This is a genomic window from Marinomonas sp. GJ51-14, from assembly GCF_055808695.1.
This window is the reverse complement of record NZ_CM147879.1, coordinates 3095743-3121493: the sequence shown is the minus strand read 5'-3', so window position 1 is coordinate 3121493 and position 25751 is coordinate 3095743. Positions and strand designations below refer to the sequence as shown.

General features: G+C 41.2%; 22 protein-coding genes and 4 rRNA genes. 19 read left to right on the top strand and 7 right to left on the bottom strand.

Annotated elements, in window-relative coordinates; genetic code table 11:
- Positions 1–28: 28 nt before the first annotated feature.
- Positions 29–898: an SMP-30/gluconolactonase/LRE family protein gene (locus AC0L3Y_RS14935; protein WP_473465496.1), complete on the bottom strand. Its 870-nt coding sequence runs from the start codon at positions 896–898 to the stop codon at positions 29–31.
- Between the two features lie 87 nt (positions 899–985).
- On the opposite strand from AC0L3Y_RS14935, the gene AC0L3Y_RS14930 reads away from it, so the two are divergent.
- The 8 genes from AC0L3Y_RS14930 to rrf (AC0L3Y_RS14895) all read left to right on the top strand — a co-directional run bounded on the left by AC0L3Y_RS14930 (position 986) and on the right by rrf (AC0L3Y_RS14895) (position 10635).
- Positions 986–1429 carry an HIT domain-containing protein gene (locus AC0L3Y_RS14930; protein WP_473465491.1) on the top strand — a complete coding sequence of 148 codons (444 nt, stop codon included), beginning with the start codon at positions 986–988 and terminating at the stop codon, positions 1427–1429.
- Positions 1430–1498: 69 nt separating this feature from the next.
- Positions 1499–2959, top strand: coding sequence for a DUF2786 domain-containing protein (locus AC0L3Y_RS14925; RefSeq protein ID WP_473465487.1), 1461 nt, complete (start codon positions 1499–1501; stop codon positions 2957–2959).
- Between the two features lie 5 nt (positions 2960–2964).
- Complete coding sequence (locus AC0L3Y_RS14920; protein WP_473465484.1) at positions 2965–3177, top strand: hypothetical protein; 213 nt, start codon at positions 2965–2967, stop codon at positions 3175–3177.
- Positions 3178–3348: 171 nt separating this feature from the next.
- Positions 3349–4866: a fumarate hydratase gene (locus AC0L3Y_RS14915; RefSeq protein WP_473465481.1), complete on the top strand. Its 1518-nt coding sequence runs from the start codon at positions 3349–3351 to the stop codon at positions 4864–4866.
- A gap of 361 nt (positions 4867–5227) precedes the next feature.
- Positions 5228–6767 (top strand): 16S ribosomal RNA (locus AC0L3Y_RS14910).
- Positions 6768–7185: 418 nt separating this feature from the next.
- A 23S ribosomal RNA gene (locus AC0L3Y_RS14905) occupies positions 7186–10082 on the top strand.
- A 244-nt stretch (positions 10083–10326) separates the two neighbouring features.
- Positions 10327–10441: ribosomal RNA gene (rrf, locus tag AC0L3Y_RS14900) — 5S ribosomal RNA — on the top strand.
- Between the two features lie 79 nt (positions 10442–10520).
- Positions 10521–10635 (top strand): 5S ribosomal RNA (gene rrf / locus AC0L3Y_RS14895).
- Together the 16S, 23S and 5S rRNA genes form the textbook arrangement of a ribosomal RNA operon.
- Before the next feature lie 136 nt (positions 10636–10771).
- On the opposite strand, the gene AC0L3Y_RS14890 is transcribed toward rrf (AC0L3Y_RS14895), so the two are convergent.
- From AC0L3Y_RS14890 to AC0L3Y_RS14875, 4 genes are read right to left on the bottom strand one after another with little or no spacing between them, the layout of a single operon-like run.
- Positions 10772–11731 carry an FAD:protein FMN transferase gene (locus AC0L3Y_RS14890; RefSeq protein WP_473465477.1) on the bottom strand — a complete coding sequence of 320 codons (960 nt, stop codon included), beginning with the start codon at positions 11729–11731 and terminating at the stop codon, positions 10772–10774.
- 53 nt (positions 11732–11784) lie between these two features.
- Entirely contained in the window at positions 11785–13092 is a 1308-nt protein-coding gene (locus AC0L3Y_RS14885; protein WP_473465474.1) for a DUF3570 domain-containing protein, read from the bottom strand.
- Positions 13079–13303 (bottom strand): DUF4266 domain-containing protein, encoded by a 225-nt coding sequence (locus tag AC0L3Y_RS14880; protein WP_473465471.1) that lies wholly within the window; start codon positions 13301–13303, stop codon positions 13079–13081. Before AC0L3Y_RS14880 ends, AC0L3Y_RS14885 begins: the two co-directional genes overlap by 14 nt.
- A 3-nt stretch (positions 13304–13306) precedes the next feature.
- Complete coding sequence (locus AC0L3Y_RS14875; protein WP_473465466.1) at positions 13307–13843, bottom strand: TlpA disulfide reductase family protein; 537 nt, start codon at positions 13841–13843, stop codon at positions 13307–13309.
- Positions 13844–14002: 159 nt separating this feature from the next.
- Here AC0L3Y_RS14875 and AC0L3Y_RS14870 point away from each other — a divergent pair, with 159 nt between their 5' ends.
- From AC0L3Y_RS14870 to AC0L3Y_RS14820, 11 genes are all read left to right on the top strand, one after another.
- Entirely contained in the window at positions 14003–14260 is a 258-nt protein-coding gene (locus tag AC0L3Y_RS14870) for a protein-disulfide reductase DsbD domain-containing protein (protein ID WP_473465463.1), read from the top strand.
- Positions 14217–15818 (top strand): protein-disulfide reductase DsbD, encoded by a 1602-nt coding sequence (dsbD, locus tag AC0L3Y_RS14865; RefSeq protein ID WP_473465459.1) that lies wholly within the window; start codon positions 14217–14219, stop codon positions 15816–15818. The genes AC0L3Y_RS14870 and dsbD overlap by 44 nt, the downstream gene beginning before the upstream one ends.
- Positions 15819–15832: 14 nt before the next feature.
- The gene (locus AC0L3Y_RS14860; RefSeq protein ID WP_473470639.1) at positions 15833–16495 is read left to right on the top strand and encodes a response regulator; all 663 of its coding nucleotides are present in this window, start codon (positions 15833–15835) and stop codon (positions 16493–16495) included.
- A complete protein-coding gene (locus tag AC0L3Y_RS14855) occupies positions 16470–17873 on the top strand; it encodes an ATP-binding protein (RefSeq protein WP_473465454.1) in 1404 nt (467 codons plus the stop codon). The genes AC0L3Y_RS14860 and AC0L3Y_RS14855 overlap by 26 nt, the downstream gene beginning before the upstream one ends.
- Positions 17874–18173: 300 nt before the next feature.
- On the top strand, positions 18174–19022 hold the full coding sequence (gene ehuB / locus AC0L3Y_RS14850) for an ectoine/hydroxyectoine ABC transporter substrate-binding protein EhuB (protein ID WP_473465450.1): 849 nt from the start codon (positions 18174–18176) through the stop codon (positions 19020–19022).
- 18 nt (positions 19023–19040) lie between these two features.
- On the top strand, positions 19041–19703 hold the full coding sequence (gene ehuC / locus AC0L3Y_RS14845) for an ectoine/hydroxyectoine ABC transporter permease subunit EhuC (RefSeq protein ID WP_473465445.1): 663 nt from the start codon (positions 19041–19043) through the stop codon (positions 19701–19703).
- A complete protein-coding gene (ehuD, locus tag AC0L3Y_RS14840; protein WP_473465442.1) occupies positions 19700–20377 on the top strand; it encodes an ectoine/hydroxyectoine ABC transporter permease subunit EhuD in 678 nt (225 codons plus the stop codon). The genes ehuC and ehuD overlap by 4 nt, the downstream gene beginning before the upstream one ends.
- Positions 20374–21147, top strand: coding sequence for an ectoine/hydroxyectoine ABC transporter ATP-binding protein EhuA (gene ehuA, locus AC0L3Y_RS14835; RefSeq protein ID WP_473465437.1), 774 nt, complete (start codon positions 20374–20376; stop codon positions 21145–21147). The genes ehuD and ehuA overlap by 4 nt, the downstream gene beginning before the upstream one ends.
- Positions 21148–21248: 101 nt before the next feature.
- Positions 21249–21959, top strand: a complete 711-nt coding sequence (locus AC0L3Y_RS14830) for a ZIP family metal transporter (protein WP_473465433.1) — start codon at positions 21249–21251, stop codon at positions 21957–21959.
- Positions 21960–22053: 94 nt separating this feature from the next.
- Positions 22054–23226: a benzoate/H(+) symporter BenE family transporter gene (locus AC0L3Y_RS14825; protein ID WP_473465430.1), complete on the top strand. Its 1173-nt coding sequence runs from the start codon at positions 22054–22056 to the stop codon at positions 23224–23226.
- Positions 23227–23237: 11 nt separating this feature from the next.
- Positions 23238–23858, top strand: coding sequence for a GntR family transcriptional regulator (locus AC0L3Y_RS14820; RefSeq protein WP_473465427.1), 621 nt, complete (start codon positions 23238–23240; stop codon positions 23856–23858).
- Between the two features lie 2 nt (positions 23859–23860).
- On the opposite strand, the gene AC0L3Y_RS14815 is transcribed toward AC0L3Y_RS14820, so the two are convergent.
- Both AC0L3Y_RS14815 and AC0L3Y_RS14810 read right to left on the bottom strand, forming a co-directional pair.
- The gene (locus AC0L3Y_RS14815) at positions 23861–24532 is read right to left on the bottom strand and encodes a sensor histidine kinase (protein WP_473465424.1); all 672 of its coding nucleotides are present in this window, start codon (positions 24530–24532) and stop codon (positions 23861–23863) included.
- The gene (locus tag AC0L3Y_RS14810; RefSeq protein WP_473465421.1) at positions 24529–25746 is read right to left on the bottom strand and encodes a response regulator; all 1218 of its coding nucleotides are present in this window, start codon (positions 25744–25746) and stop codon (positions 24529–24531) included. Before AC0L3Y_RS14810 ends, AC0L3Y_RS14815 begins: the two co-directional genes overlap by 4 nt.
- Positions 25747–25751: the final 5 nt, after the last annotated feature.

Here is a 25751-nt window from a genome sequence, read left to right as displayed (position 1 = left end):
TAATTCTGTCTATTTTGAAGTTATGTTTTTAACCAGCGAATTTTGGTTCGTACTGGCCTTTTGTAGTAACCGTTATTGCAAAAATTCCGCCAGCTTGGGGGAATTTCTTTAACTCTTCTTCGGTTTGTGCTGAGCGGCATGTTGTTACAAATAATGTGCTCATGTCAGGACCACCAAATGCTACCATGGTTGGGTAAATTGCTGGTACAGGATACTCCTCTAAAATTTCTCCCGCAGGACTAATTTTTACGACACGTTGACCTTGGTATAGAGCAGACCAATAATTGCCTTCCATATCAACAGCAGCTCCGTCGGGACGGCCATTACCACGTGGGAACTCGATGAAGATTCTCTTGTTGGAAGCTGTTCCGTTTTCAAGGTCATAATCAAATTGATAAACCACATGATTAGGTGTGTCCGAATAATACATAATTTTATTATCTGGAGAAAAAGCCAAACCATTTGAAGTCCAAGCAGCTTGATCGATAAGCTTTTCTTGGCCTAAACTAAATTGATGCAAAGCACCTTTAAAAGCGTCTTTTGGTGAATACATTGTACCAGCAAGGAATCGGCCTTTCGCATCGCAGCGTCCATCATTGAAGCGTGTTGTTTTTCGATCATAGGTTGCTAACCAATAGGGTTGTAATGGCGCATGGAAGTCTGAAAAAGTATAGACTCCTGTTCGAAAAGCAGCAATAAAACCTCCTTGTTTGCTTAAAGAAAAGCAGCCTATTTCTTCATCAAAAGTACGTGTTGTTAATGTTTTTGATTCGGTATGATAGCCATGTAACTTAAACGCATCGATATCGACAAAATAAAGAGTTTGAGTGTGTTCGTCCCAGCGAGGGCATTCTGCTAATTTTGCTTGTGCATCCAAGACACATTGCATTGTTGTCATGTGAGCTCCAAGTCTCTAAGTGATTTTAAATTTTAGGGTGCTATAGTGCTTATGAAAGCCTTTTTTGTAAAGTAGGAATATATAAAGATGTTTGAGTTAAATCCTGTATTAGAGCGTGATTCTATTCTTGTTGGTCATTTTTCATTGTGTCAGCTTCGCTTAATTAATGATGCTCAGTTCCCTTGGTTTATTCTGATACCTCAGCGTAATGATATAACGGAAATTTATCAGTTGGTGGAAGAGGATCGGCAGCTATTAATGGCTGAAAGTTGTTTGCTTTCAGAAACTCTGCATGATGCCTTTTCCGCCGCTAAGCTAAATGTTGCCGCACTCGGCAATCAAGTGCCTCAATTGCACTTGCATCATATTGTTCGTTATACAACAGATTTGTGCTGGCCTGGGCCTATTTGGGGTAAGTTTCCTGTGGTTCCTTATACGAAAGACAACTTGGCTGAAATCTTGCAGAAGGTTCAATCATTACTGAGCGACGATTTGAAATTGCCTGACAATAGGGCAGAGTTATACTATTAGTAAAGAGCTCTGAAATAGTGCTCTATATAATATAAGAGTGAATTTTAGCTAATTTGGAAAGCATGTCTTATGAGCATACGCAGAAGGAAAAAGGCAGTACAGAAGCTTGTTAAATTATTTAATTTGGCAACCTCGTCTAATTCAAGTGAATCCGCTATGGCATTGCGTCACGCGGAATCATTGATTAGGCAATATAATATTGCTCAAAGAGAGCTGCCTATTTTGCAATTATGCGATCGAACTATGCTTTATAAAGTTAGCTGGGGCGGAAGCGCTCCTCAGCATAAAAAAGACAGTGTGATTAAAACTTTTTCAGAAGGCTCTGTTTATCAGCGTCGCTTTAGTGAAAAAAGTACTGACCCGAGTAGAGCTTATGAATCGGTTCAGACTATTCTTGATGATATGGACCTTAATGGGTTTTATGATGTGTCATTATCGGATGATGAAGACGTTTGTACAAATAACGCATTAGATGAAAATTCATCTAATGCGATGAATTCCGACGAAATAAATGAGCAACATTTTAAGCAGAATGATGGTTTGGTAGATGAGATGGCAGTGGAAAGTGTTTTAGATGATCTAGAATCGGAATTAGAAAAGACTATGTCATCAAAAGGTGATAGTTCAAATGATTCACCTAATTATGCCTCATCATCTAGTGATAATGTGATAAATGCTACTGAGGCGTTTCGTCCAAATAGTCATGAATTCGCTGAAACATTGAAAACGCAATACGCCACAAGTGATCCTACCCTGCCATTTACAGAAGATGACTATTGGTCAAAAGTGTATGAAAAGCTAGCAGATTTTGATGAGACAAAAACTCAACTTGAGATAGATTCTTTGGTGGCGCAGCTTTCCTTAGCTCAAGAGAATTTAAAGGCTAAAAAACAAAAACGTTATGATCATGAGCAATCAGAAGTTCAGGAACGCTCAGAAAGGGCTAGAATTGAGCGAAGCTTTGAAGAAGCTATAGAGCGGGCGTTTCAGGCGAGGGCGAGGGCTTATGAGGCATGGGAAGCTAGCTGTACTAATGTTCGAATGGCTTGTTTAAGAGATGAGCAGGAGGCGGTTCAAGGATATGACTCTATTCTTAATAATCTAGAAAAGAGTAAAGAATCGTTTAAACAACACCTTCAAAGGAAGGAAGATTATCGTGCTGCGAAAATTATGCATGAGTTGCGTCAATCTTTGGTGATGGCAGTTTCTGTGGGCGATGATGCGGTGGCATCTTATGAAAATGTAATTAAGATCATGGAAACAAACGGCCTTTCTTTGAAGGATCTTGAATTTTCGGACATTAAAAATAAAAGTTTGTTTATTCGCTTGTTGGAACGTGAGTCTGCTTTGATTTCAGATGTGCATGAAAGGGAAAGGCATACAGAAGAGATGTTGGATAAGTTTCTAACATCTTCTCTTTCTGAAAAAGAGGCAAAAGCGTCTGAGAATCCTATACAGCATATTCAGCGTTTATTGATTGCTGCAAGTGAGGGGGGCAGTTTGAAACTCGAAAGAACCTCGATCAGGTGATTCATTTGATGGATGCCAATGGTGTTGGTGTAAGGGATATTGGTTATGGTTTCATTAAAAAGTATTCAGTTTTTATTCGTTTAATTAATTGGGAGGCGGAGCGTATTTCTTCGTTATCTGAACGGGAAAAATTTACCGCGCAAATTTTGGAGGAGTATATTCAACACTCCGTTCAAAAGCCTCAATCGGATCAAAGGGTAAATAGAAAAAATAATTAAGTTTTTTGATTTGCTATTTTTTTAGCCTCCATTGTTTATAAATATACCTTCCATTCATATCGTTGATGGAGGGTATATTTGTTGAAAACCTACCTTAGTGCTTTCTTTGCGAGTCCGCATCTTTTACCATTTCATCTTCGATTCAATCGTAATACTCAGCAGGAGAGAAGCATGAGCATTATTAAAGAAGATGATTTAATTGATAGCGTTGCAGACGCGCTACAGTTTATCTCTTATTACCACCCTCTAGATTTCGTTAAAGCTGTACATGAAGCGTATGAGCGAGAAGAGAGTAAGGCTGCCAAAGATGCTATGGCACAGATTTTAATTAATTCCAGAATGTGTGCTGAAGGAAAACGCCCTATTTGTCAGGATACAGGGATTGTTACGGTGTTTGTGAAGATAGGTATGAATGTTCAGTGGGAGGGTTCCAGAAGCGTCACTGACATGATTAATGAAGGTGTTCGACGTGCTTATCTTTTGCCAGATAATGTATTGCGTGCTTCTATTCTTGCTGATCCTGCCGGAGCTCGAAAAAACACTAAAGATAATACTCCAGCTGTTATTCATATGGAGGTTGTTCCTGGTGATACTGTTGAAATTCATGTTGCGGCAAAAGGCGGCGGTTCAGAAAATAAATCTAAATTAGCAATGCTAAATCCTTCAGATGACATCGTTGAATGGGTTAAAAAAACAGTACCTACAATGGGGGCGGGGTGGTGCCCGCCAGGTATGCTAGGTATAGGTATAGGTGGTACCGCTGAAAAAGCCATGGTGATGGCAAAAGAGTCTCTTATGGAGCCTATTGATATACATGACTTGAAAACGCGTGGTCCACAAAATCGTGTAGAAGAGTTGCGTTTAGCTATTTTTGATGCAGTTAACGATTTAGGAATAGGTGCTCAGGGCTTAGGCGGGCTAACAACGGTTCTTGATGTTAAAATTATGGATTATCCAACCCATGCGGCATCCTTGCCTGTTGCTATGATTCCTAACTGTGCAGCGACACGCCACGCACACTTTGTACTGGATGGTTCTGGTCCTGCTGATTTGGTTCCGCCTTCATTAGATGATTGGCCTCAAATTACATGGGAAGTGGGCGATAGTGTGCGTCGTGTCAATTTGAACGAAATTACACCAGAGCAAGTGAAAGAGTGGCAACCAGGTGAAACTGTTCTGCTTAATGGTAAAATGCTAACGGGTCGTGACGCTGCTCATAAAAAAATGGTTGAGATGATTGCAAATGGCGAAGAGCTTCCAGTTGATCTAAAAGGTCGCTTTATCTACTACGTTGGTCCTGTGGACCCAGTAAGAGATGAAGCTGTTGGCCCTGCAGGCCCAACCACGGCAACACGTATGGATAAATTTACTCGTACTATCCTTGATAAAACCGGATTGCTTGGCATGATAGGTAAATCTGAGCGTGGTCCGGTTGCCATTGAAGCCATCAAAGAATTTGGTGCAGTCTACCTTATGGCTGTTGGTGGTGCTGCATATCTTGTATCTAAAGCCATTAAGAAAGCGGACGTTATAGCCTTTCCTGAACTTGGAATGGAAGCTATTTATGAGTTTGATGTTGTTGATATGCCTGTAACTGTTGCAGTTGATTCCGCAGGTACTTCTGTTCATATTACAGGGCCTGCTGAATGGAAGGCTCGTATTGAGGCGCAGGCTTTAGAGATTAAATAAGCTGATTGTTAGTGAAACTGATTTGATTGTTAAAAAGGCTTCAATGAAAATTGAGGCCTTTTTTGTATTTTTGATGTTTAGAGTGTTGCATCATGATTTTTAATCTGTATTATACGCAGCTCGTTCAGGCAAATAGCTTGAATGCGCTCTTTAAGAATTTAAACAGATAATTTGTGTGGGCGCTCGCTAGAGACTTCAGAAGACCATCGCATTGCTACTTGTAGCGTGTAGTTGGTCAAAAAAATTGAAGACTTACGAGAGTCTGCACGCAATTCGCTTTATGTTGGTTTGCTGTTCTTAATTGGACGGTGGATTAATTAAGTTATTTGTTAGTGTAATAGATTTGAGTGAGCATGTTCTTTAACTGAAGAGTTTGATCATGGCTCAGATTGAACGCTGGCGGCAGGCTTAACACATGCAAGTCGAGCGGTAACAGGGGAGCTTGCTCCTGCTGACGAGCGGCGGACGGGTGAGTAACGCGTAGGAATCTGCCTAGTAGAGGGGGACAACATGTGGAAACGCATGCTAATACCGCATACGCCCTGAGGGGGAAAGGAGGGGATCACTTGTGACCTTCCGCTATTAGATGAGCCTGCGTGAGATTAGCTAGTTGGTAGGGTAAAGGCCTACCAAGGCGACGATCTCTAACTGGTCTGAGAGGATGACCAGTCACACTGGGACTGAGACACGGCCCAGACTCCTACGGGAGGCAGCAGTGGGGAATATTGGACAATGGGCGCAAGCCTGATCCAGCCATGCCGCGTGTGTGAAGAAGGCCTTAGGGTTGTAAAGCACTTTCAGGGGTGAGGAAGGGTACGTTGCTAATACCAGCGTACTTTGACGTTAGCCCCAGAAGAAGCACCGGCTAACTCTGTGCCAGCAGCCGCGGTAATACAGAGGGTGCAAGCGTTAATCGGAATTACTGGGCGTAAAGCGCGCGTAGGTGGTTTGTTAAGTCTGATGTGAAATCCCAGGGCTCAACCTTGGAATGGCATCGGATACTGGCAGGCTAGAGTACGGTAGAGGGGTGTGGAATTTCCTGTGTAGCGGTGAAATGCGTAGATATAGGAAGGAACATCAGTGGCGAAGGCGACACCCTGGACTGATACTGACACTGAGGTGCGAAAGCGTGGGGAGCAAACAGGATTAGATACCCTGGTAGTCCACGCCGTAAACGATGTCTACTAGCCGTTGGGTTGTAATGACTTAGTGGCGCAGCTAACGCAATAAGTAGACCGCCTGGGGAGTACGGCCGCAAGGTTAAAACTCAAATGAATTGACGGGGGCCCGCACAAGCGGTGGAGCATGTGGTTTAATTCGAAGCAACGCGAAGAACCTTACCTACTCTTGACATCCACAGAACTTGGAAGAGATTCCTTGGTGCCTTCGGGAACTGTGAGACAGGTGCTGCATGGCTGTCGTCAGCTCGTGTTGTGAAATGTTGGGTTAAGTCCCGTAACGAGCGCAACCCTTATCCTTATTTGCCAGCACTTCGGGTGGGAACTTTAAGGAGACTGCCGGTGACAAACCGGAGGAAGGTGGGGACGACGTCAAGTCATCATGGCCCTTACGAGTAGGGCTACACACGTGCTACAATGGCGTATACAAAGGGCTGCAAGCTAGCGATAGTGAGCGAATCCCATAAAGTACGTCGTAGTCCGGATTGGAGTCTGCAACTCGACTCCATGAAGTCGGAATCGCTAGTAATCGTGGATCAGAATGCCACGGTGAATACGTTCCCGGGCCTTGTACACACCGCCCGTCACACCATGGGAGTTGATTGCTCCAGAAGTAGCTAGCTTAACCCTTCGGGGATGGCGGTTACCACGGAGTGGTCAATGACTGGGGTGAAGTCGTAACAAGGTAGCCCTAGGGGAACCTGGGGCTGGATCACCTCCTTAAACGATAGAAGCTCTGGTGAGCGTTCACACAAATTATCTGATTTTATTCTTAAATAAAAAGGTCGCTAATAGCGGCCTTTTTTAGTTTTTGATACGTATTTTTTTTAGAATTTATATTGAAATATTATCTTAAATTAATGCTGGAAGTGCTTGACGGGAGATATTATATCTCTATAATTCGCCTCCACGATTTGAGGGAAGGCACTATTTGATAGTGTTGTTTCTTCCACCTAAGGTAACTTAGGTATGCTCTTTAACAATTCGAATTTTGAAATAACGATAAATCAAGCGTTAAACCGGTGGAAGCTCACTTTAACCTAGTGACTTCTATTATCGTAAATCCTAAGAGGTACAAAAGCTCTTAGGTATGTGATCTGAATGTGAAACTCTTCGGAGTGGAAACTATTTTGGGTTATATGGTCAAGTGACCAAGCGTGCACGGTGGATGCCTTGGCAGTCAGAGGCGATGAAGGACGTGGTAATCTGCGAAAAGGTTCGGGGAGTCGATAAACAGGCTTTGATCCGAACATGTCCGAATGGGGAAACCCACCCGCTTGCGGGTATCGTATGGTGAATACATAGCCATACGAGGCGAACGAGGGGAACTGAAACATCTAAGTACCCTTAGGAAAAGAAATCAACCGAGATTCCCTAAGTAGCGGCGAGCGAAAGGGGATTAGCCCTTAAGTGGTTTAGGTGTTAGTAGAAGGCTCTGGAAAGGGCCGCCGTAGAGGGTGATAGCCCCGTATACGAAAACACCTTTATCATGAAAACGAGTAGGACGGGACACGTGATATCCTGTCTGAATATGGGGGGACCATCCTCCAAGGCTAAATACTCCTGACTGACCGATAGTGAACCAGTACCGTGAGGGAAAGGCGAAAAGAACCCCTGTGAGGGGAGTGAAATAGATCCTGAAACCGTGTACGTACAAGCAGTGGGAGCGGACTTGTTCCGTGACTGCGTACCTTTTGTATAATGGGTCAACGACTTATTTTCAGTAGCAAGGTTAAGCGAGTAGTGGAGCCGTAGGGAAACCGAGTCTTAATAGGGCGTTTAGTTGCTGGGAATAGACCCGAAACCGGGCGATCTATCCATGAGCAGGTTGAAGGTTGGGTAACACTAACTGGAGGACCGAACCCACGTACGTTGAAAAGTCCGGGGATGACTTGTGGATAGGAGTGAAAGGCTAATCAAGCTCGGAGATAGCTGGTTCTCCTCGAAAGCTATTTAGGTAGCGCCTCGTATCTCACCATTGGGGGTAGAGCACTGTTTGGGCTAGGGGGTCATCCCGACTTACCAACCCCATGCAAACTCCGAATACCAATGAGTGCAATTACGGGAGACACACGGCGGGTGCTAACGTCCGTCGTGGAAAGGGAAACAACCCAGACCGTCAGCTAAGGTCCCAAAGTTACAGTTAAGTGGGAAACGATGTGGGAAGGCTTAGACAGCTAGGAGGTTGGCTTAGAAGCAGCCATCCTTTAAAGAAAGCGTAATAGCTCACTAGTCGAGTCGGCCTGCGCGGAAGATATAACGGGGCTCAAACTGTACACCGAAGCTACGGATGCTTAGTTTACTAGGCATGGTAGAGGAGCGTTCTGTAAGCCGTTGAAGGTCAAGCTGTAAGGCAGGCTGGAGGTATCAGAAGTGCGAATGTTGACATGAGTAACGATAAGGGGAGTGAAAAACTCCCCCGCCGGAAGACCAAGGTTTCCTGTCCCATGTTAATCAGGGCAGGGTGAGTCGGCCCCTAAGGCGAGGCAGAAATGCGTAGTCGATGGGAAACAGGTTAATATTCCTGTACTCGTACATATTGCGATGGAGAGACGGAGAAGGCTAGGCCAGCACAGCGATGGTTGTCTGTGTTTAAGGCGGTAGGTTAGGTGCTTAGGCAAATCCGGGCACCTCCCTTTATTGGGGAGACCGAGAACTGACGACGAGCCCTCTTTTGGGTGAAGTGGTTGATGCCATGCTTCCAGGAAAAACTTCTAAGCTTCAGATATGTTCGAACCGTACCCCAAACCGACACAGGTGGTCAGGTAGAGAATACCAAGGCGCTTGAGAGAACTCGGGTGAAGGAACTAGGCAAAATGGTACCGTAACTTCGGGAGAAGGTACGCCGGCCGGTGTGAAGGACTTGCTCCGTAAGCACTAGTCGGTCGAAGATACCAGGTGGCTGCGACTGTTTATTAAAAACACAGCACTCTGCAAACACGAAAGTGGACGTATAGGGTGTGACGCCTGCCCGGTGCTTGAAGGTTAATTGATGGGGTTAGCGTAAGCGAAGCTCTTGATCGAAGCCCAAGTAAACGGCGGCCGTAACTATAACGGTCCTAAGGTAGCGAAATTCCTTGTCGGGTAAGTTCCGACCTGCACGAATGGCGTAACGATGGCCACACTGTCTCCACCCGAGACTCAGTGAAATTGAAATCGCAGTGAAGATGCTGTGTATCCGCGGCTAGACGGAAAGACCCCGTGAACCTTTACTATAGCTTCACAGTGAACTTTGAACCTATTTGTGTAGGATAGGTGGGAGGCTTTGAAGATAGGACGCCAGTTCTATTGGAGCCAATCTTGAAATACCACCCTGGTATGTTTGAGGTTCTAACTCAGGTCCATTATCTGGATCGAGGACACTGTGTGGTGGGTAGTTTGACTGGGGCGGTCTCCTCCCAAAGAGTAACGGAGGAGCACGAAGGTGTGCTCAGCATGGTCGGAAATCATGCATAGAGTGTAAAGGCAAAAGCACGCTTAACTGCGAGACAGACACGTCGAGCAGGTACGAAAGTAGGTCTTAGTGATCCGGTGGTTCTGTATGGAAGGGCCATCGCTCAACGGATAAAAGGTACTCCGGGGATAACAGGCTGATACCGCCCAAGAGTTCACATCGACGGCGGTGTTTGGCACCTCGATGTCGGCTCATCACATCCTGGGGCTGAAGCCGGTCCCAAGGGTATGGCTGTTCGCCATTTAAAGTGGTACGCGAGCTGGGTTTAGAACGTCGTGAGACAGTTCGGTCCCTATCTGCCGTGGACGTTTGAGATTTGAGAGGAGCTGCTCCTAGTACGAGAGGACCGGAGTGGACGAACCTCTGGTGTTCCGGTTGTCACGCCAGTGGCATTGCCGGGTAGCTACGTTCGGACGGGATAACCGCTGAAAGCATCTAAGCGGGAAGCCTCCCTCAAGATAAGATCTCACTGGGACATAAGTCCCCTAAAGAGCCGTTCGAGACTAGGACGTTGATAGGTTGGGTGTGTAAGTGCTGTGAGGCATTGAGCTAACCAATACTAATTGCTCGTGAGGCTTGACCATATAACACCAAAGTGGTTTTGGATGGATATGAAGAGAGAATGAAAAAGACTCTAATAGATCATCAGAAAGAGACACATATTACGATAAAGCATCAGCAATGATGAGCATCGGTTTAATACTTGATTGACGTTATTTCAAAACGAATTGTTAAAGATCCAAGCATGTCTTCGCGTGTTTTGGTAAGGCGACAAAGAGAACATCGAATAAGATGAACTCAGCCACCAGAACGAACGCAACCGAATTGCTTGACGATCATAGAGACGTTGAACCACCTGATCCCATCCCGAACTCAGAAGTGAAAAGCGTCATCGCCGATGGTAGTGTGGGAGATCCCATGTGAGAGTAGGTCGTCGTCAAGTTTGAATTAAATCTAACCTAATTATTGGTTAGTAGAAAATTGATTTCATTAGACAGTTTCTAATGAAGCAAACCAGTTTTCTTGATGATCATAGAGGCGTTGAACCACCTGATCCCATCCCGAACTCAGAAGTGAAAAGCGCCATCGCCGATGGTAGTGTGGGGGATCCCATGTGAGAGTAGGTCGTTATCAAGATTTATTTTAGAGAGCCCTGATTGCTTAAGCAGTCAGGGCTTTTTTGTTTCAAGAAAAATAAAAAGCGGGTTATGTGTTAAGTTGTGGCTATTTTTCAGATGCCGAGAAAGGCTAATAATGGTTTTGGAGATAACTCTCAATTAGATAGCCAATAGGGCATATCTAAAGATTCTAAAAAACTCTCTGCTTCTGAGCCCTGTAACAAGGCTAAGGTGGAAATAATCCCTGCGTTGATGCAAGTGGGCGCTGCAACAGTTACACACCTTGGTGCGTCTGTCACTGCCCATCCAGTAATCGGGTTTAAAACATGAGAATAACGTATATTTTCTTTTACTAAGAAGCGCCGACTATCTCCAGATGTAGTAAGCGCTCCAGAAGAAAGAGCAATGATATTCTCTGATTTTTTTTGATCTAAAATAGACTCTATTCCGACCTTCCAGCTTTCACCATTCAATCTTTTGCCATTACAGGCAAGATCGCCACCGCAGTTAATTAGAATGGCTGCTGATGTCTTTGATAGGGCTTGACAGCAAATGCTTAACATTTTGTCGACAGCGTATTCTTTTCCTATGCCGCCAAAATCTAATTCCATACCTGAAGGAAGCTTTAATTGAGTGGGATTGTTTTGGTTCCAGCCTAGTTTTGTCCAACCGACTTTAGTTAATAGTCTTTTGACTGCATCTTGTTGAGGTAAATTGTCGCTGCCATCGAACTTCCATACAGTCCTTAATATGCCTGATGTTATGTCAAATAGCCCTTCTGAAGCATGGTAAGCATGATTGGCGAAAATCAATAATTGGGCGGTTTCTTCGTCTATTGTTTGATACTTATCTGCTTTTGCGTGAATATCAGCAAAAGTATTGTTTTGTTGGTAGCGACTGAATTTATGTTCAATTCGCCATGCTTCGATAATGGCTTTTTTTGCAGCGGTTTTTGTTAATAGTCGTTGTTTACATTCAATCAGAATTGAGCAATTACTGGCCATGCATTCAAATTGGATTTGATAGGCGTGTTTGTTTTCTTGCCACAAGCTTGGGTTGGGGTGATTTGACGGGTTAAACGAGGAATCTAAAATTAACTCTTCAATAAATTTCATTGCATTCCTGTAGATGAAAATCCTCTACTGAATAGGGTAGAGGATTTATGTCTTTAAAATTTATAGCCTACCATCAACATAGCAGCATCCAAACCTGGATAAAGCTCTTGAGAAGTTAACTTTCCATAGCCTTTATCGCCAGAGCTTTCTTGATGATAAAGAGAAAATCGCGTATAGAACTCAGTTTCATCTGCAAATTTATAGCCGTATTTTAAACCAATTGTATAAGTATCAAGATCACCTAAGCGATAGTCTGCACTGGCAAAATCAGTGTTTGTATAATCACTAGAGTTTAAATAACGATGATAGAAATCTGCTTTGCTTTGAGTGTACCAACGAAGTTGAGGTTCTAGATACTGGTTATCAAAACGGAATCGATATTTAGCATCGATGGTGTGAGAATTGACACCCCAATCATCAAACATATAACGATAACTAACATCGAGAATATCGTCGTTATCAAATTGATATTTTGTTTGCCAATAAATGCTTTGTTTTAAACGTGAATCCGGACGTTTTTCGTATAAATAGAGGTCTGATCCACTACTTTGGTAATTTCCACCATAGTTACTTCCAGCGCTATCCTCTATTACAGATAGGAGCTTATAAGGGTCCGTTAGATATCCAGAGCTAGTGCTTAATGCATAGTTGAATTGCATGACAGTTTTGCGATTAATAATTTGAGTGATGCCAAATACTGCATCCATTAGGCTTTTATTATCTGAATCTGTGCGCTGAGTAAATTCACTGTCAGAATTATTGAGTGGCACTTGTACTAAACCTGTCGGCACACCACCTTCAGGGTTAACTGTGTCACTGGATAAATTTAAACCCAAGGTAAGTGTTGTATTTTTTTGGTTTAAATAACGTGACAAGCTGCTATTTACACCAAGAGACTGATAGTCGTGCTCATTAGAAAAATAACCGCCAACGTTATATGCCCAATCACGATCTATTGGTGCAGACCAATTGGTTGAAAGTGCAATGCGAGTATCTTTGAACGTATCATCAAGAGGCTGCTCACCAATGGCTGTATTATAGGAACCTTTACCTGAAGGGCTGGTAAAGGTTTGAATATGGTCACTTGGCGTAGCGCCATTAGGCGATGCTCCAGTTAAAGTATCTGCTGCAATTTTAAACGTGAGTTTTGTTTCTTCGTCATAGTTTTTAGTGGCACTAATGACGGGCTCTGCGGCAGAGACGCGTCCGTCACTTTCTGAATAAAGTAGGAACGCAGAATCAACATCCCAGCTATCCGCCGCGCTAACACTTGAAGGTATACCACTAATAAGTGCACAGCTCGCAGCGGTTAATAACTGAGCTAATTCGCGATTCTTATTGCTTTTTTTAGTTACAGCCACAGCCACCACCTCCAAAACCTTGTCCGCCACTGCTGGCTTCTTTGCTGAAATAAATGTGATCATTTAAACTACTTTCGATAGGATCACTAATTAGATTCATTTCCTGCTGGGCAAGAATGTCTCTTTCCCATGGCTTGATCCCTACATCACTGCACCCTACAAGGATTATTGGTAAGGTGAATAAACTAATAACACTGATTATTCTTTGCATAGGTTATTCCTCTTTTTCTATTAGTAGCTCAGCAATAGTGGATTCATATTTGCTTATGTCTTTCTGATGAAATCCAACATGTGTTGCTCTAATTTTTCCTTGGCGATCGATTAAAAAGCTCGTTGGCATTCCAATAACCTCAAAGTCTTCAGGTAACTGTGCTTCTGTATCAAATAACACTGTAAAACCAGGTTTGAATTCACTTAAGAAATCTAATGCTTGGTCCTTTTCCTGATCCAAATTGATAGCGATGACTTTGAAACCTTGAGCTTTGTATTTGGCTTGAATACTTGTCATCCAAGGAAATGATTCACGGCAAGGTCCACACCACGAAGCCCAAAAGTCCACTAGTAGTACTTGTCCTTTTTGCATCTCTAATGACGTTTTATTGTTTGTTTGGTACTCAGGCAGCATCACTGTTTGGTGTGGCGCTACTTTAGCTGTGGCTGATGGTGTTAAATTGTTCGCCCACAATGTTGAAGATAAAAAAAGGTAGCCAGATATGGCGGCTAGTAAAATGTGTTTAGAATGTTTGATCATGGCTTGCTTCCAAGTAAAAGATATACTGGAAATAGTACTGTTCCATTCTTAAGGGAAAATTAAGGAATAAAAAGATATGACATAAGGTTCACTTAAGGTTGCGTATTTATAGTGTGTGAATCTACGCATATTAAGGAATATTTAGTGATGACTTCTTTCATGTCTTATCGACAAATAAAATGGCTAGTAGCTTCTTTATTGGCCTTATTTTTGGCTATTCCTAGTTTTGCGAATAGTGACTTCTTGAAGCCGTCTGAGGCCTTTAAAATAAAACTTGATAGCGCAAAGAAAGAAATTCATTGGGATATTGCTGAAGGCTATTATTTATATGAATCACGCGTAAAAGTCTCATCGGCAGAAGATAAAAACTATATTGATATCGTTTCATTTTTTAACCAAAGCAGAGGAAAAAGATGATCCTAACTTTGGTTGGGTCAATGTATTTCATGACAAAATGAGCATTGCGATTGATGCTAACGATAAAAATATAGACGATTTGAAAGTAACGTATCAAGGTTGCGCCGCAGCGGGTTTGTGCTACCCACCTCAAACTAAGACAGTGTCTTTTAGCGGAATTACTGATAAGTCTGGGATTAGGCAAGTCGCTACGTCTGCAGAGACTAAATCAGTTAATACTTCTTTGCCAGCAACGACGAATGTATCAACGGAAGGTGAAGAGGGGCAGTTGGTTAAGCTGCTATTAAACGGTGATCGTTTTTGGGTATTGATCACTTTTTTCGTTCTAGGTTTAGGGCTTACTTTTACGCCTTGCGTATTGCCAATGATTCCCATATTAGCGGGTATCATTGCAGGCCAAGCAGGAAACATTACGGCTAAAAAAGGTTTTTTCTTGTCCTTATCCTATGTCTTGGGTATGTCCTTTTCTTACAGTATGGCTGGCGTATTAGTTGGTATCTTTGGTGCGCAACTTAATCTTCAAGCTTTGTTTCAAGCCCCCGGTGTATTGATTAGTTTTAGTGCATTATTTGTTCTTTTATCTTTGTCTATGTTCGGCTTCTATGAACTGCAGTTACCTATGTTTTTACGTGACAGGTTAGATAAATTAAGTCAAAAGAGTGTCGGTGGACCTTATCTTGGCGTTGGTACTATGGGGGCTATTTCTGCATTAATTGTTTCGCCTTGTGTCTCTGCGCCATTAGCAGGAGCTCTAATTTATATCAGTACAACGGGAGACGCCGTTCTTGGCGGCAGTGTGTTGTTTGTTATGAGTTTAGGTATGGGCATTCCTCTCCTGCTGGTTGGTTTAGGTGGAGGGAAATATCTTCCAAAAGCAGGTATGTGGATGATGCAGGTCAAGGCTGCATTTGGCGTGATCTTGTTGGGCGTTGCTGTCGCATTGGTATCTCGTATTGTGACTGAAACAGTCAGTGTGTATTTATGGGCATTACTTTGTATTGTTTATGCCGTTCATCTTTCACCGTTTCACTCAGTTAATAGCGGTTGGGGAAAAACTCGACAAGGTTTAGCGTTAATTCTATTCATCTATGGTGCTGCGTTATTAACCTCTGGATTAGCAGGTAAGCCTAGTTTAGATAAACCGTTAGGGTATTTTTCTTCAGTATCAAATGGAATGAGTTTCGTTGAAGCAAAGCCTTTGTTTGATCGTATGCAAGATGTTGCCTTGGTTGAAAAAGCCATGCAGCAAGCTAAAACAAATAGACAGGTAGTTGTCTTAGATATGTATGCAGATTGGTGTACCGCTTGCTTGGAAATGGAAAAAGAGGTTTTTAGTAGTGAAGATCTAAAACTTTATTCAAATAACATCTCATTTCTGCAACTTGATATCACTGAAAATACAACAGATCAACAAGCGTTTTTATCAAAGTATGGCGTATTCGGACCGCCAACTCTGTTATTCTTTTCATCTACTGGTGATTTGATCAATGTGCGCCAAGGTGAAATGGATTTAGCACAGTTTAAAAACATGCTGCAATCGACCTTGGCAAACTTATGAAGGAAGGGATGGATTTGCGGATACTCGTTGTAGAAGATGATCTCTCGTTAGCGGATGGCCTTGTTACTGCTTTTAAACGTGAAGGTTATACAGTCGATTTACTTCATGATGGTATTCATGCCTTGGAAGCATTAGCTAACGAAGTGTTTGATTTGGTGATATTGGATTTAGGTCTGCCAAGACTAGATGGTTTGGCTGTGCTGAAGCAGCTTCGCTCTAATAATAACGTGCCTGTTTTGATTCTTACTGCCAGAGACGCCTTGGAAGATAGAGTTGCAGGTTTGGATTTTGGTGCTGATGATTATTTAGTGAAACCTTTTGATGTAACTGAGTTGAAAGCCCGAACGCGAGCCTTATTGCGTCGTAGTTACGGAAGAGCTATTAGTGAAATTCACTATAAAGGGCTTGTACTTTTTCCAGCAAGTCACAAAGTGACCTATCAAGATAAAGACATCAATTTGACTCGTCGGGAATATTCTTTGTTGCACGAGCTTGTGAGTCAGCCTGGACATGTTTTTACTCGCGATGTTCTACAGCAATTGATGTATGGATGGGGAGATGACGTGGAAAGTAATGCGCTTGAAGTGCATATCCATCATTTGCGTAAAAAGCTGTTCCCAGAATTAGTTCGCACCATACGAGGCATTGGTTATGTGGTCGATCAAGAAGCGAGTTAAAGAAAAACTATTAGGCTCAATTCGACGAAGAACACTTTTCTTTGTTATGTTCCTTTTTACCATGACAAGTATTGCCATCATGGTGATAGGTTTGTTGTTTGCAAATCATGAAGTGGAAGAGTTGTTCGATGCTCGATTGGCTCAGCAAGCACGTCTACTGCTTACTTTGTCTGAGAGTATTGAAAAACTAGATTCGAATGAAAACATCATATCGCCTTTATTAATCGATGAGGCTAATACTGATTCATCTGTTGGTCATAAATACGAAAGTAAAATTTTTTATCAGATCTGGGTCGATGATAAACTAAAGATCGCCTCGGATTCGATGGTATTGTTTCATCAGAAAGAAGGGGCATTTGGTTACGGCGATGCAATAGCCAATGATTACCAATGGCGTACTTTTAGCTTAAATCAAGTGACTGGCAATATTAAAGTAATTGTTGCCGAGCGTTCTGATGTCAGAGGTGAAATTTCAGATCAAATCGTCTTTCAAACTCTTTTTCCTGAAATATTAGCGTGGCCAATTTTGGCAGTTCTTGTTTGGGTTGCTGTTGGTTTTGGACTTGAACCGCTTCAACAACTAGCTCAGCGTATCCAGAAAATCACTCCAACCAAATTAGAACCCATCGAAATGATTTATGCTCCTGAAGAGTTAGTGTCTGTAAAAACGGCCTTGAATGGACTTCTTATGGAAATTGATGTGTTGATGGAAAGGGAAAAGCGCTGGATAGCGGATGCCGCCCATGAACTAAGAACGCCATTGAGTATTCTAAGAATTCATGCTGAAAATGCAGCATCAGCAAACAATGATCTAGAGAGAAATCGATCATTAGCTCAGCTTGTATCTGGAGTTGATCGATCAACTCGGATTGTGTCGCAGTTGCTTGTGCTTGCTCGGCTTGAACATCAGAAAAAAGTTACTAAAGAAGAGGTTGATGTAATTGCGATCAGTCGATCAATGATTGCAGATATCCTTCCTTTAGCCTGGAAGAAAAAGCTTGAAATTAGCCTAGATGTAGACAATAACTTGGCTTGGTTTTGTTATGTTGAGCCGAATCATATTGAGATACTGCTGCAAAATTTGATTAGTAATGCGATTAAGTTTTCACCTCAAAGGTCAACTATTCAAGTGGTTTGGACTCAGTCTGTGAATCAAGTCGAATTAAAAGTAATAGATGCAGGCAAAGGCGTTAGCGAAGAAGAAAAACAAAGACTCAGTGAACGTTTTTTTCGTTCTGGCGAAGTCGAAGGTGCTGGTCTTGGGCTGTCTATTGTTAGAAATATTGTCGATAAATACCAAGGTGCACTTTCATTTAATGATTCAATTCCCCATGGCTTAATGGTGCGAGTTAAGTTACCCATTTTGACGATAAAGTAAGTTTCTCCCTAAGGTTAGCGTTTAAATCAAAGGTTACGTTCTTATTTAATACCAGGCATTGCCTGGTATTTTTTTATTTGAATTTTGTTATTTTTAAGAGTTAGTAATCTTTATTTCCTGATGCTCTTTTCCTAAAAATTTGCAATAGATCCTACAATAATTAGCTGAAAATGGAGATTATAATAAGTTGTCTAATGATTACAGATCTAAATAATGATTGAATGTTTGGTTTGTTTTATTTAGTGTTAACGGACTTATTTCTATTTTTTATTCATTTTTCTAAGGAACATGAGGTTTATTATGAAAAAAACACCCAGGAAATATCTTATATCTCTAATGAGTTTTGCAGTTGCACTTTTTTCTGTGTCTGTAGCAGCAACTACGTTAGATAAGGTAAAAGAGGAAGGTACTGTGACGATAGGTGTCGCGAATGAAGTTCCTTATGGCTATACCACTCCAGATGGAGAGCCTGCAGGTGAGGCGCCGAGCATTGCCGTGCATGTTCTGAATAATTTAGGAGTAGCAGACGTAAATGTTGTTGTAACTGAATTTGGTTCCTTGATTCCAGGTCTTCGAGCTGGTCGTTTTGATGTCATCGCGGCAGGTATGTACATTACGCCGAAACGCTGCGAGCAGATCTTATTCTCCAATCCTACATATAGTATCGGTGAAGGCTTTTTGGTTAAGAACGGTAATCCAGAAGCTCTAAATGGTTACGATGATATTAAAGATAAGTCTGTGAAGTTAGGTGTGATGTCTGGTTCCGTTGAGTATGGTTATGCTCGTGATTTTGGTATTTCACTTAGTAAAATTGTGACATTGCCAGATTATCCATCAGGTGTAGCAGCTCTTAAGTCTGGTCGTATTGATGCCCTTGCAGGTACAAGTTTGACTATGGCTTCTTTAGCTCAGAAAGATACTCGTGTTGAATTAGCGCAGCCTTTTACTCCTCTTATGATTAAAGGTAAATCTATTAAAGGATACGGTGGCTTTGGTTTCCGTCCAGCAGATACTGCATTACGTGATGCTTTTAATGGAGAGTTGAAGAACTTTATTGATACAGAGTCTCATATTGCAATGGTAGAGACTTATGGTTTTGGTAAGCATACTTCACCTGGCAGTATGACCGCTAAGCAATTGTGCCAATAATACTAGGGAATTGTATACATGGAATTTGGAGAGATTGTCTCCGTATTACTCCAAGGGGCTGTTGTTACAATTGAAATTGTAGCGATGGCTTTGCCTCTCGCCATACTTATGGCATTTAGCTTTGGTTTAATTCGTCTTTATGCTTCTGCACCATTCAAACAAATTGCAATTTTTTATATTGAGTTTTTTCGCGGTACATCCGCATTAATTCAGCTGTATTGGATTTATTTCGTGTTGCCATTTTTTGGTATCACCATTGATGCGATGACTGCGGCGGTTGTGGCATTAGGCTTGAATATTGGGGCTTATGGAACAGAAGTTGTTCGAGGTGCAATTCAGTCTGTTCCAAAAGGACAATTTGAGGCATCAATAGCGTTGAATTTCACTGCTACTCAAAGACTATGGCGCATTATCATGCCTCAAGCGCTTGTTAATATGATTCCACCGTTTGGTAATTTAGCCATTGAGTTGGTTAAAGCGACATCATTGGTTTCACTGATTACTATTGGTGATTTAACATTTAGAGCAAAATCTTTAGCAGATACAACATTACAAGTCGGAGAGATTTTTGGCGTTGTTTTAGTTTTATACTTTGTGATGGCTCAATGTTTGATGTTTTTTATTAAACGTTTAGAAAAACATCTTAGTAAGGGGTTAGGTCGTGGAGGGATTCATTCATGAGTGGGTTTCATTGGGACTGGGCATTCACATGGGAAGTATTTCCTATCATTTTATCTGCCGCTAAAGTTACCTTATTGGCTACATTGTTAGGCAGCATCTTTGCCATTGTTATGGGGTTGGTGTTTGCTTTATTACGACGCAATTCAAGTCAAACAATACGGGTAAGTATTTTCTGGGTTATTGAGTTCATCCGCAGCACTCCTTTGTTGGTGCAAATATTTTTCCTTTATTATGTTATGCCGGAATTTGGCATCAGCATGTCTCCGTTGGTTACTGGGGTGTTTGCTCTAGGTCTTCATTATGGGGCTTATTTATCTGAGGTTTTTCGTAGCGGTATTGATGGCATTGAAAAAGGTCAATGGGAAGCCGCTAGAGCGTTAAATTTATCTAAGTTAGATACATACAAAGACATTGTTCTTCCTCAGGCGATTCGTCCAATGATTCCTGCGACAGGTAATTACATCATTGCTATGTTCAAGGAGACGCCACAGCTGTCAGCTATTACTTTATTAGAAATGTTACAGATGGCAAAAATCATTGGTTCTGAGAACTTTCGATATTTAGAACCTTTTACCCTAGTCGGAATTATGTATTTAGTGTTTAGTCTTTTAGCCGCTTTTGGTATCCATCAGCTTGAAAGGCGTTTCCCAAAAGAAGGATTTAGTTTGAAATGAGCACACCTATAATTGAATTTCATAATGTAAAAAAGTGCTTTGGTGAAACCGTTATTTTTAGTGACTTTAACTTTAAAGTCGAAGAGAACGAGATCGTTTCTATTATTGGACCAAGTGGTTCTGGTAAGAGCACCTTGTTGCGGATATTGATGACCTTAGAAGGGATTGATGGCGGTTATATAAATATAGCGGGTGAATCTTTATGGCACATGCCTTGGCAAGGGCAATATGTCCCTGCAAATAACAAACACCTGCATAAAATGCGTAATCACCTTGGTATGGTTTTTCAGCATTTTAATTTGTTTCCGCATATGACAGTCAAACGTAATATTACTGAAGCACCGATGCGAGTTAAAGGTATTTCCAGAGACGAAGCCGAAGCGTCAGCAGAAAGATTGCTTCAGCTTGTTGGTTTGGCGGATAAAGCGGATAGTTACCCCAATGATTTATCCGGCGGTCAGAAGCAGCGAGTAGGGATTGCGAGAGCTCTTGCTATGAAGCCATCTATATTACTCTTAGATGAGATTACATCAGCTTTGGATCCAGAATTAGTGGATGAGGTGTTGGATGTAATCCGTAACCTTGTTAAAGAAGAAAGCTTCACTATGCTACTTGTAACTCATGAAATGTACTTTGCTCGTGAAATTAGTGACAGAGTGTGCTTTTTTGATAAAGGCGCTATTGTGGAAGAGGGTAAACCGGAAGCCATTTTCACACAACCTCAAGAGGAGCGAACAAAAGCGTTTTTAAATGCTTACCTTGGCCAATAGCTAAGAGCGAGGAGCTTCTATTAAGTACGAACCACAATTAATAGAAGCTCTATTGGTAATGACTGTATAATTCAATTTAAATTATATTGAGTGTCAGTTGTATGGATTCGTTATATAGCGTTATTTTGTTAACACTTTTTGCGGGCTTGGCTATGCCTGCAGGAGCGCTACTTGCTCGTTTTGAGAAAATCAAATCAGTATTGTTAGAGGATGAATTAATACATGGTATTACGGCTTTTGGCGGTGGGGCATTATTGTCTGCCATTGCTTTAGTATTAGTGCCAGAAGGAATCGAACAATTTTCTCCTTGGTCTTCTGTTATTTTATTTTTATTAGGCGGCATCGCATTCATGCTACTTGATATCCAACTATCAAAAAGCAAAACATCAATGAGTCAGTTAGTGGCGATGTTGGCGGATTTTATTCCAGAATCCTTAGCACTAGGTGCAGCTATCGCTTTAGGTGGATCAGAAGCTGTATTGTTAGCAGCACTTATTGCTATGCAAAACCTACCAGAAGGTTTCAATGCTTTTCGAGAGCTAAAGAGCTCTTCGAATTATTCTTCCTATAAAATTGTATTCTATTTTTTCATTCTTGCTTTATGTGGTCCTATTTCAGGAACTATTGCGTTTATCTGGCTTGCTGAATGGCCAGCAGTCATTGCTGGTATTATGTTGTTCGCTTCAGGCGGAATTTTATATGCAGTATTTCAAGATATTGCACCTAAAGTTGTACTAGAAAAACATTGGGCACCACCAATGGGTGCTGTGATGGGATTTGCGCTTGGGTTGATTGGTTTTATGTTAAGTTAATAATGCTTTTCCTAATATCATTATAAAAATGTATACAAAAACAAAAGTTTTCGAATATAGTGATTATGCTTTAAATATTTAAAGGAATAACGCTGTGTTCAAAATAGTAAATGATATGAGTGTAAGTGCTATAGTCGCAGGCTTTATCGCTGTACTAATTGGTTTTGCAAGCTCAGTAGCTATTGTCTTTCAGGCCGCCCAAGCCGCCGGTGCAGACACTAATATGATTGTATCTTGGATTATGGCTCTTGGTTTTGGTATGGGGGCAACCTGTTTTTTCCTATCTTTATGGTATAAATCTCCTGTTATTACTGCTTGGTCTACACCTGGAGCTGCATTACTTGCTACGAGTTTGAGTACTATTACTTATCCTGAAGCAATTGGCGTATTTATTTTCGCAGGCGCGTTAGCTGTACTGACAGGTGTGTCTGGTTTATTTGATAAGGTCATGCGCTTGGTACCTTTGCCTATTGCTTGTGCCATGCTCGCAGGTGTTTTATTTAAGTTTGGGGTTTCGATTTTTGATTCAATGATGGGTGATGTTTTTCTTGTTGGAACAATGTTGCTGGCTTATTTGATTAGTAAGCGTTTTATACCTCGTTATACTGTTTTGTTCGTTTTAATGGTTGGTGTTGTTTTTGTATTGAGTCGCTCTGAAACGCATTTTTTATCAAATATACCTTTCAATATTGGCTCTCTGATTTGGGTTTCTCCTGAATGGAATTTTGGTGCTCTCATCGGAATAGGGTTTCCTTTGTATATTGTTACCATGACGTCTCAAAATATACCTGGCGTTGCGGTAATGCGTAGTAGTGGTTATGAAACACCAGTATCACCATTGATTAGTTGGACGGGATTTACTTCTGTTGTACTTGCACCATTTGGTGGTTTTGCTTTCAATCTTGCAGCGATCACCGCGGCGATTTGTTCTGGTGAGGAGTGTCATAAGGATCCTAAGCGTCGATACATAGCAGGTTTATCTGCTGGTGTTTTTTATGCGATTGCTGGAGTAGCAGGTACTTCAGTTGTTGCTTTATTCTCTATTTTTCCAGCAACTATGATTGCTGCTTTGGCTGGGATCGCTTTACTGGGAACGATCGGTATGAATTTAAAAGCAGCCATGGAGGAGGATACCAATAGAGAGGCAGCATTGGTTACTTTTCTCGTAACTGTATCTGGGGTTTCTTTTGGTGGTATTGCTTCTGCATTCTGGGGGATTTTATTCGGTGTTGCTTGTCTCTTAATATTAAAAATTAAAATTAAGTAAGTAGGTCTTGCATGGATATAAGCCGAAAAATTAAAGAGGATATATTAAATAGTCAATTGCCAAGAGGTGTTCCTCTCCGACAAGTGGAGTTATCGAGCCGTTATAATGTCAGTAGAATTCCAATAAGAGATGCTCTTTTATCGTTAAAAGGAGAAGGTTGGTTAGTGCCTCATGGAAAAGCAGGCGTTATGATTCCCATTTTAAATTGGAAAGAAGCTGAAGATATTTCTTTAATGCGTGTAGAATTAGAGTGTCTGCTGTTTGAGATGGCATTCGATAAAATCAGTAGTGAGGATCTTAAAAGTGCGAAAGTATTCTTATCTAAGTTAGATGAAGAAAATTTAACACTATTAAAAAAAGGTGAACTCAACTGGGGGTTCCATAGTGCTTTATATCAAGCTGCAGACAGGCCAACTTTTCAGAGAGTGGTGGAAGATTTGAATAAGAAGGCTGTATGTTATCTTGGCTTTCAATATGGGCCTTTAGGATATCGTCAGATAAGTCAAAAACAACATGAGTCACTTCTTTTGCTCATTGAGTCTAAAGATAAGCGTTCTGCGCTTACTTATTTGAGAGCGCACATTGAAGACGCTGGTAAGTTACTTGTTCAATATTTAAGAGGGCTTGAATAGTATTATTCTGATTGGGGGAGATACACTGTTAGGCTTGCACCACCAAGAGTGATTGATGTTTCTTTTTTGATAAAGCCTTGAATTCCATTTACTGTGTGAGCAGTAGCAGAAAGCTCCGCGAAATATAATCCCAAACCAGTATTCGCCTCAATAAAGTCTTCAGATAAATCGTTATCTGAGCTGTTGTTAAATCCTTTGCCGTCATCTTCTATCGAAATAATGAGAAATTGACCTTCTCTTTTGGCTTGAATAAGAATTTTGGATTTTGCAAAGCGAAATGCATTGTATACGGCTGTTCCAACTACCGCAGTCATGAGTCGTTCATCAAATACACCAGTTAAACTGGAATCGCATACATAATTTAGTTCTAAATTTTTGGCCTGAGCTGAAGGCTGCAAAGCAAATACTTGATCATCTAAAAATTCATCCATTAAAAAAGTATCGATATGTAACTCATAGCCATCAGACGCAAGCCGATAAAGGTATAAATACTCTACCCATTCATCGTTTAATTTTTTCAAAGACTCTTCAATTGAGACTATTTTATTTCGACTTGACGCTTTGTTGTCTATTGTGTCTTTTAATCCCTGTAGTTGGTACAAAAGTGTACCAACTTGATTTTTACTTTCATGTATAGCACTAGCAAGAATAGTACTAATATTTAGTTTTTTCATTTCTGGCCTTCAAATGCTTTAAGATAAGTAGAGCTCTGTTGTTTAGTTGGTGCAATAGCACCGCCAGATTGTACTTGATTAAGCCAGGCTTCAAATATTTGCCTGGCTGTTAGAATGTCATTATCAGCTAAATAGATATCTATCTGATAACTGTATATTTTTGCTTTGTCCGCGGGATCTTCAAAAAATAATTCATGGACTTTTTTAAGCGTACTGTCAAAGTTATCCTTCTGACGAGGTAATAAAGGACCTTCATCAGCGATTCTAGCAAGTGACTCTAAATGACAAATATAAGGTTCGGCCGTGTTGTAACATGAGTGTTTTGCTAAGAAAACAGCTCTTCTATAAGCCATTTCTGCTGCCATTGTATCTTTTAATAAAAAACTAACTCGGCCTAATTCCATTTGACGTAATATATTTTTAGGTGATCGACCAATAGCTTCAATTAAGGTTTCTTGTGCTGAGGCAGGGTCACCCTTAGCTAATTGTATTTTTGCTAACCAGTCATAAGCACTGACAAAAAATCTGTTATCAAGCATTAATTGGCGAAAGCATTGTTCTGCTTTGTCCAATTTATCCATAAAGAAATAGGATTTAGCTTTTCCAAATAATGCCCATGGCATTTTTCTGTCTTTCAGCGTTTTTTCAAATGAAGAAAGCGCATTTTCATATTCTTGTAACTCTAGAAGGCTCTCTCCAATGATTCTTTCACATTTGCCAATTAAAGCAGGGTGTTTTTCAATAACTAATTCAGCTGCAGAGATAGCTCCGTGATAATCGCTTGAATCAAGGGCAATATTAACGTCATAAAGGCGTTCCTTTGTTTCTAATAATTTAGTTAGGCGACGTTGTAAAATTGCTTGAGAGAAAGGTTTAGTAATATAACCATCAGGTTGAAATTCGATCGCGCCCATTACCATCTCGATAGATGTTTCTGCAGTCACCATCAGATAGGTGGCCGTATTCGGAATCAATTTTGAATGCCTGACCTCTTCTAAAAGTTGTTGACCATCTTTGCCGTTACCTAGATTGTAATCAGATAAGATCACATCAAAAGATTTACTCCGTAGTAACTCAATTGCCGTTTCGGCTTTCATAGCAATATCAATGGATGTAAACCCAAAATCTGTCAGCATTTTTCGCTGCATGATTCGTGCTTCTGCCATGTCCTCTATAAGTAATGCTTTTTTCTTAGAGAAATCTAGTTGAGCCATAAATA